This window comes from Arthrobacter sp. 01L42, from assembly GCF_056400005.1.
The window spans coordinates 107710-114871 of record NZ_JBFTSL010000015.1; the positions used below are offsets into that span (position 1 = coordinate 107710).

A 7162-nucleotide genomic window follows, 5' to 3' on the forward strand; every position below is an offset into this window, starting at 1 on the left:
GGTAACGTAAGAATGGTGCAGATGAGTCAGGCGTTGGTCAAAATCGCAGCAGTGTGGCTGCTGGGACTGATGCTTGCCGTCGCCGGGGCCATCGTGTCGATTAACCTGGTGAACGACTCCATTGCCGGGCCCCAGCAGCCAGTCCGCGAATATTTGAGTGCCCTGCAAAAGGGCGATGGCGAAAAGGCGCTGGGCCTGTTGCGCGCCTCCGTGCCACAAAGCAACCCGGGGATGCTCGACGGCACGGCCCTGCAAACCGCGGCGGCACGCGTCTCCGACGTCAAGCTTGGCGCCGCGGAAGAGCGCGGTGCCAATCAGGTCATGGTGCCCATGGAGTACACCGTCGACGGCAACAAGTTGCGGACCGAGTTCCTGTTGGAGCGCTCCGGCACCGAGTGGCTGTTCTTCCACAAATGGTCTTTCGTCCCCTCTGAGCTGCCCGTCCTGGACGTCACCGTGGTCAACTCCAGCGAGGCCACCCTCAACGGCGTGCCGGTGAACATGCCCAACGGCCGCAACTCCTTCGCAGTCTTCTACCCGGGCGAGTACGAGGCGACCCTGAACGGCCAGTATTTCTCCGCCCCGGCCACCCGCGCCACCGTGTCGGCCGCGGACGCGCCTCCGGCCCCGCTGAACCTGCTGACCGAGGCCACGGGCGCCCTGAAGGAGGCCGTGAGCGGCAAGGTCAAGGAGTTCCTGGACTCCTGCGCGGACGAGGCCGACAAGCAGCAGAAGCTGCAGCCCAACTGCCCGTTCTACCACGCCACCAACAACCGCGTGATGGACGGGACCATCGACTGGAGCATCACGGACTACCCGAGCGTCAGCATCGAGCCGTTCGGCGGCCGCTGGGTGGTGGCGCCCCTCGACGGCAAGGCCCGGATCAAGGCCCGCCAACAGGATCTGTTCTCGGGCGCCGTGTCCGACATCGACTCCGTCCACGATTTCAGCTTCACGACCCGTCTGGACATCGACGGCGACACCGTCAAGCTCACGCCGCAGCTGGACTACTAGTACCCGCCGGGGCTCCGCGGCCGGAGGCCCGATGAAAGCCAAAAGGCTGCTGTCCGTGATTCAGGGTCACGGACGGCAGCCTTCTGCTCAGCCTTGGCGCAGCGGCTCAGTCCATTCCGCGCAGGTCCAGGACCAGCTCGGTGTCTCCGTCGGCCTGCAGGAGCACGGGGATTCCCCAGTCCTGCTGGTAGAGGTGGCAGGCCGCATGGTCCGGGATCTCGCCGTCGGCGTCTTCGGGCCCGTCACACGCGGCCGCGCGGGCGGTGATGTGCAAGACGCCCTCGGGGACGTCGGAGGAAAGCTCCAGTGTGCGCAGGAGCCCCACGGACGTCCCGCCTCCGGAGACCAGCAGTTCGGGGGGTGTGGACGAGATCTTCAACTGGGTGGGATCGCCCCAGCGGTCGTCCAGCTTCTGGCCGGTGGGCGCCGTGAAGCGGACCGCCAGTTCGAGCGGCCCAGGCGCCACAGGGCTCTTGGGCCGGTGGGTCTGCGCCGCACCCTCGTCCACCTGCTGGGCTTCCTTCGGGATGGGCACGTACACGAGCTGGTGCTTGTTGGCCTCGACCACCACCAGCAACGGCTCGGATCCGGCGACCTGGGTGTGGTCCACAATCACGTCCGAGGGCTCGGACAGTCCGCGGGCCAGCGTGGAGACCGTGCCCGTTGCGGGGTCGTAGCGGCGGACTGCGCCGTTGTACGTGTCCGCGATGGCCACCGAACCGTCAGGGAGCACCGTGACGCCGAGCGGGTGCTGCAGCCGCGCCTCCGCGGCGGGTCCGTCGCGGAAGCCGAAGTCGAACAGGCCCTTGCCCACCGCCGACTCGACGGTGATGCTGCCCGCGTCATCAATCACGAGTTTGCGCAGGGCGGAGGTCTCGGAGTCAGCCACCCAGATGTTGCCGTCCGCGTCTTCGGCGAGGCCGGAGGACTGGGCGAACCAGGCTTCAGCGGCCGGGCCGTCCAGGAGCCCTTCGAGGCCGTTGCCGGCGATGATCTTTACGGCCCCGGAGGTCGGGTCGAAGCTGAAGATCTGGTGCACTCCCGCCATCGCGACCACCACGGCGTTGAGCTTGGTGGACCAGACGACGTCCCACGGCGAGCTCAGGGACACCGCGAGCGGGTCCGCCTCGAGCCGGGTACCGTAGGCGGCGCCTTCCTCGTCCACGCGGGCCGGGCCGGTTTCCAGCAGCCGCTGCACGCCGTTGCCGGCCAGCGTCCGGACGGTGCCGTCCGCGAGGGACAGCCCGCGGAGCCGGTGATTCACGGAGTCGGCAATGACGACGTCGTAACCGGCGTCCGCGGCGACATGCTCGGGCAGCAGCACCAGGCCCTGCGGTTCGTTGAACCGGGCGGTGGCGGCGTTGCCGTCGGCGTGGCCCTTTTCGCCCGAGCCGTACGTGGCCAGCACGGTCTGAAAGTCGGTAGAGAGTTCCACGAGCCGGTGATGGCCGGTGTCGGTCACCAGCCACGAGCCGTCGCCGGCGCCTCCGACGCCGCGGCCGGCGGGCAGGAACAAGGCCTTGCCCGGGAAGCGCAGTGTTCCCGACGTCGGTTCCGGCGCCACATAGGGGCCGTCGCCCCGGTGCAGGGTGCCCCTGGCTTCGTGTTCGGCGATCAGCTCGGGGATCAGCACGGCGAGGCCGTCCGCGTGGCCCTCGCCGGAGAGGTGCGCCACGATGTAGCCCTCGGGATCGATGACCACCAGGGTCGGCCAGGCCCGGGCCGTATAGGCCTTCCAGGTGTCCAGTTCGGGGTCGTCAAGGACAGGGTGGCGGATCTCGTAGCGTTCGACGGCGGCCGCCAGCGCCACGGGATCGGCCTCGTGCTCGAACTTGGGCGAATGCACGCCGACCGTCACGAGGACATCCGAGTACTGCTGCTCGAGCGGGCGGAGTTCGTCCAGGACGTGCAGGCAGTTGATGCAGCAGAACGTCCAGAAGTCCAGCAGCACGATCTTGCCGCGCAGGGATTCAAGGTCCAGGGACTTGCCACCGGTGTTAAGCCAGTTGCGGCCCACCAGTTCGGAGGCCCGGACCCGGAGGTGGGTGCGTACGGTTTCGGTCATGAGCGTCCTTCCAGCTTTGAATTGCGTTCGGCAAGCCTGGCGTCGCGCTCGGCCAGCTTGGCAAACATATCGTTGTAAGCGGTGAGATCGGCGTCGTTATTCCTGTCCGCCGCCCGGTCGGTGCGTTTGGACTCGCGCGCGTCGGAGCGGGACCACATCACGGCGACTCCGATCGCTACCAGCAGGGTTGGCACTTCGCCGATCCCCCACGCCACGGCACCGCCCATCTGCTGGTCCAGCAGGGCCGCGGGGCCCCAGGTCCGCCCCAGGTTGCCGAAGTAGTCGGCGGCCAGCAGTCCGGTGCCGCCCATGATGGCGACGCCGAAGAACGCGTGGAAGCCCATGGTGGCCAACAGGAGCAGCAGCCGCATGGGGTACGGTGCGCGGCGCGGCAAAGGATCGGTGCCGATCATGGTGAGCACGAAGATGTAGCCGGTGAGGGCGAAGTGCAGGTTCATGAGTTCGTGGCCCACGTGGTCCCGCATCGCGTAGCCGAACGCGTCCGAGTAGTAGAAAAGCACGATCGAGCCGGCGAAGTTGGCGGCCGCGAACAGCGGGTGGGTCACCAGTTGCGAGAACTTGGAGTGGATGAAGATCATGAGCCACTCGCGCGGGCCGCGGGAGCTGTCGCGCCGGGGGGTCAGCGCCCGCAGTGCCAGCGTCACGGGGGCGCCGAGGACCAGGAAGATGGGGGCCACCATGGTCAGGGCCATGTGGTCCATCATGTGCGCCGAAAACAGCACCCTGCCATAGACCGACGGCGGCCCCGAGGTCACGTAGGTGAGGACCATGAGTCCGATCACCCAGTTGACCGTCCGGAACCAGGGCCACGAGTCGCCCCGCTTCAGCACCCTTCGTACGCCGAGGAGGTAGGACACCAGGCCAAATACGACGACGGCGATCCAGAGCCAGTCGAGCCGCCACTCAGTGAGCCATCGGTCCGGGGTCAGTTCCGGCGGCAGCTCGTAGCCCGAGAGGATGAAGGCCGGCGAAGCGTCGGGGGCGAAAGTGGTGGGCTGCGGCGGGGCGGAACGCCCCAGCGCGACGGCGATCCCGGACGTCGCTCCCATGATGATCAGCTCCACGATCACCAACTGCCACAGCACCCGGCGCGCGGACCTGCCCATGGCGCGGTTGCCCAGCTGCGGGATGACCCAGCGGCGGTGCATGAGCCCGATGCCGCCCAACACCAGGACCGCTGCCGTCTTGGCCAGGATCAGTTGCCCGTAGGCCGAGCCGAAGAGGTCTGCCCATGTGGTGAGGCGGATGCTGGCGTTGATCACGCCTGAGGCGAAGACCAGCGCGAAGGCAAAGCCGGCCAGGGATGAGAACCGGCGCAGGGTTGGCTCGGTGATGTCTGCAGTCCCCGAAGCTGCCCCCGAGGTGCGGCCGCCGGCGCCCGTGCCCTCCAGGACCCCGGAGAGGACCGCGAGCATGATGATGCCGCCCACCCAGGCCGATACGCCGACCAGGTGCAGGCCGAGCGAATTGATGGCGCCCTCGTGGTCGCTGGAGCTGGAGGAGTGCCCGATCAGGGCAGCGGGAACCAGACCGATCAGCGAAAGGACCAGTGTCAGTGCCAGGCCGCCGCGGGAGCGCACTCCGAACAGGGCGGTGGTAACGACGGCGGCGATGATTACGACAGCCAGCCACGCGCGTCCGGTTTCGATGTCCGTCATGAAGTAAACGAGGGAGCGGGTGAATTCCGGATCCCCGGAGATGCCCTGCCCCGCAATGTCCGCGTAGCCCAGGACCAGCACGGTGATCGCGGACAGCGTCCAGACGGCGCCGGCGGCCGCTGCCACGGCCAGCGCCCGGGTGAAGGCCGGATGTTCCGGGGCGTCCTGCTCCTTGGACCGGGAGCCGTTCCTGTTTCGCGGCAGGATGCCGACGGCGAAGATCAGGCCGCCGATCACGGTGGCGACAGCGACGTTGTGGATCGCTTTGCTCACCGGAAGCCCCCAGCGCACCAGCGCCCCGGGATCTGAGACCTCGCGGGCCGCTGCTGCGCCGGAGAAGATAAGTGCCGCTACCAGGCCAATAAACAACGCGCCAAGGCCTGCGATCAGCCAAGGCCGGGCAATCCCGGCGGGACCGGAGCCAGGGCCGCGTGCGTCCCCGGGGGGAACGGGCGCTGCGGTTGTGGGCGTGGGATTTACTGCGGAAGGCACACCTCCATTGTCCGCTACGCCGCCTAGCTCAGCGAATCGGCCCCGGCGGCTGGGCCTCTGGGGATCCGCCAGGCCGGCCCGGCCTTCAAAGGACTGCGGATTGGTCGGGAAGGCCGCCCGGCCGGGCTAAGACCGATTAGGGACTGGCCGGGGACTGGCCGGGGACGCAAAAGGAGCGGCAACCCGAGGGTTGCCGCTCCTTTCAAGCCTGCGAAGAAGACTACTTCTTCTTGGCGACTGCAGCCTTCAGCTTGGAGCCGGCGGTCAGCTTGACGCTGTGGCCAGCGGCAATCTGGATGGTCTCGCCGGTCTGCGGGTTGCGGCCGGTGCGAGCTGCACGGTCGGTGCGCTCTACGGCGAGCCAGCCCGGGATGGTGATCTTCTCGCCCGCGGCGACGGAGGTCTCGAAGACCTCGAACAGTGCGTCGAGCACGGAGTTGACTGCTGCCTGGCTGGTGCCGGCCTTGCCTGCTACCTCTGCAACAAGTTCACTACGGTTCTTAGCCATTTATGTCCTCCTGGACGGTCACGATTTTTGGAGCCTGCACACGGCATGCGTACAAACCACTGTTCGAAAACTTACCAGCTTGGCGCCTCAGAGGTGGCAAATTCCGCGTGTTTTCGGCCTTTTTTGGGGAAAATCACTGGAATCGGGCGCCGATCGCCGTCAAATTGCGCCGAGAGCGGAAGCCCCCTCGTCGGCGCCGTTTCACCGAGTTCCGCCGCGGTCCCCGCCGGCGTACTTTGTGCCGCCAGGTAGCCACCCCGGGCGCTGCCCGCTGCTGACCCGTCCCATGGTCTGTAAGTCTTTACCCGGCTGCTCTGTGAGTGGCTGGCAGTCTGGTGCTGTGGCCTGGCTTGGGCGTGGCTCACCCATGGTATTGCCTCCGAGGGGAATCTCCCACGTACTTATGAGGCCTAACTCTTGGCGTTCTAAGACGGCTTGGCACCATTCAAGGATTTGAACTGGCCGCCGAGCTCTTGCGCCAGGCCCTTTAGGTCCTTACCGCTCGGAGACTCCTGAAGTGCCTCGGACATGTCCACGACCATCCAGTTTTTACCCTCCACGATGGCTAAAGGCTGGGTGCTGTCCGCGTACAGCTGCTGCTCAGCATTTCGGGCCTCTTCGGTCTTGAACCACTCGACCTGGACACGTTTTGAACAGACGGCGTATTCGGCCGTGTAACCGGCCAGCTCCGGATTGATGATTGGGGCCGTTTTGGGCGCTTCCTCGCAGCCAATGACATCGGCAACGGCTCGGCGGGCTTCCTCGATAGAGCCGAATTCCGTATGCTGCGGGGACTGCGAGGACTGGGCATTGGAGGACTGCTGCGCCTCCATGCCACAGGCTGTTAGGACGCAGATCAGCCCCAGCATTGTGGTAGTAGCGGCGTACTTGAACTTGCCTGTGATCATCACCGGACACCCCCCCCAAGGTCAGTGGACTAATACTTGCACAACGCCAGGAACTTAATAAGTAGGGGCCAGTTCCAAGGAGCTGGTTTGTCCTTTCGCTGCGCTGGTGCGCTATCAGAACCCGGCTTGACGAATTTAGAAGCATCCTGGCGGGCAGTGAGGGGATGCCTTGGCGGGGGCGACGCCGGCACCGGCCTTGGATGCCCTGCCGGCTGCCCGGGGATGTGGGGCGCTCGTGGCGGGCCCCGGTGCCGCTGTTATGGCAGGCCGTGTACCGGCCCGGCCCGGGGGCAGCTGGCCGTGTACCGGACCGGCCTGGGGGCAGCCGGCCGTGGGCCCGGGCTCCGGGGGGCAGCCGGCCGTGGGCCCGGGCTCCGGGGCCGGGGGCCCGGCCCTGCCGGAGAGGGGGGTTAAATGCGGGAGGACCCCCACCTGGTGGTGGGGGTCCTCGACCGTTAATGGTGTTCCGGCGGTGACCTACTCTCCCACACCCTCC

5 protein-coding genes are annotated in these 7162 nt (G+C 67.0%); 1 reads left to right on the forward strand and 4 read right to left on the reverse strand.

What is annotated here, in order from left to right:
• Positions 1 to 21 precede the first annotated feature (21 nt).
• Positions 22 to 1014 (forward strand): hypothetical protein, encoded by a 993-nt coding sequence (locus AC1DN2_RS14240; protein ID WP_476850794.1) that lies wholly within the window; start codon positions 22 to 24, stop codon positions 1012 to 1014.
• Between the two features lie 106 nt (positions 1015 to 1120).
• Here the strand turns inward: AC1DN2_RS14240 and AC1DN2_RS14245 are convergent, their stop codons facing one another.
• The 4 genes from AC1DN2_RS14245 to AC1DN2_RS14260 form a co-directional block, all read right to left on the reverse strand.
• On the reverse strand, positions 1121 to 3079 hold the full coding sequence (locus AC1DN2_RS14245; RefSeq protein WP_476850795.1) for an NHL domain-containing thioredoxin family protein: 1959 nt from the start codon (positions 3077 to 3079) through the stop codon (positions 1121 to 1123).
• A complete protein-coding gene (locus AC1DN2_RS14250) occupies positions 3076 to 5250 on the reverse strand; it encodes a bifunctional copper resistance protein CopD/cytochrome c oxidase assembly protein (RefSeq protein WP_476850796.1) in 2175 nt (724 codons plus the stop codon). Before AC1DN2_RS14250 ends, AC1DN2_RS14245 begins: the two co-directional genes overlap by 4 nt.
• Positions 5251 to 5470: 220 nt before the next feature.
• Positions 5471 to 5758, reverse strand: a complete 288-nt coding sequence (locus AC1DN2_RS14255) for an HU family DNA-binding protein (protein ID WP_011776355.1) — start codon at positions 5756 to 5758, stop codon at positions 5471 to 5473.
• A gap of 425 nt (positions 5759 to 6183) precedes the next feature.
• The gene (locus AC1DN2_RS14260) at positions 6184 to 6666 is read right to left on the reverse strand and encodes a hypothetical protein (protein WP_476850797.1); all 483 of its coding nucleotides are present in this window, start codon (positions 6664 to 6666) and stop codon (positions 6184 to 6186) included.
• Positions 6667 to 7162: the final 496 nt, after the last annotated feature.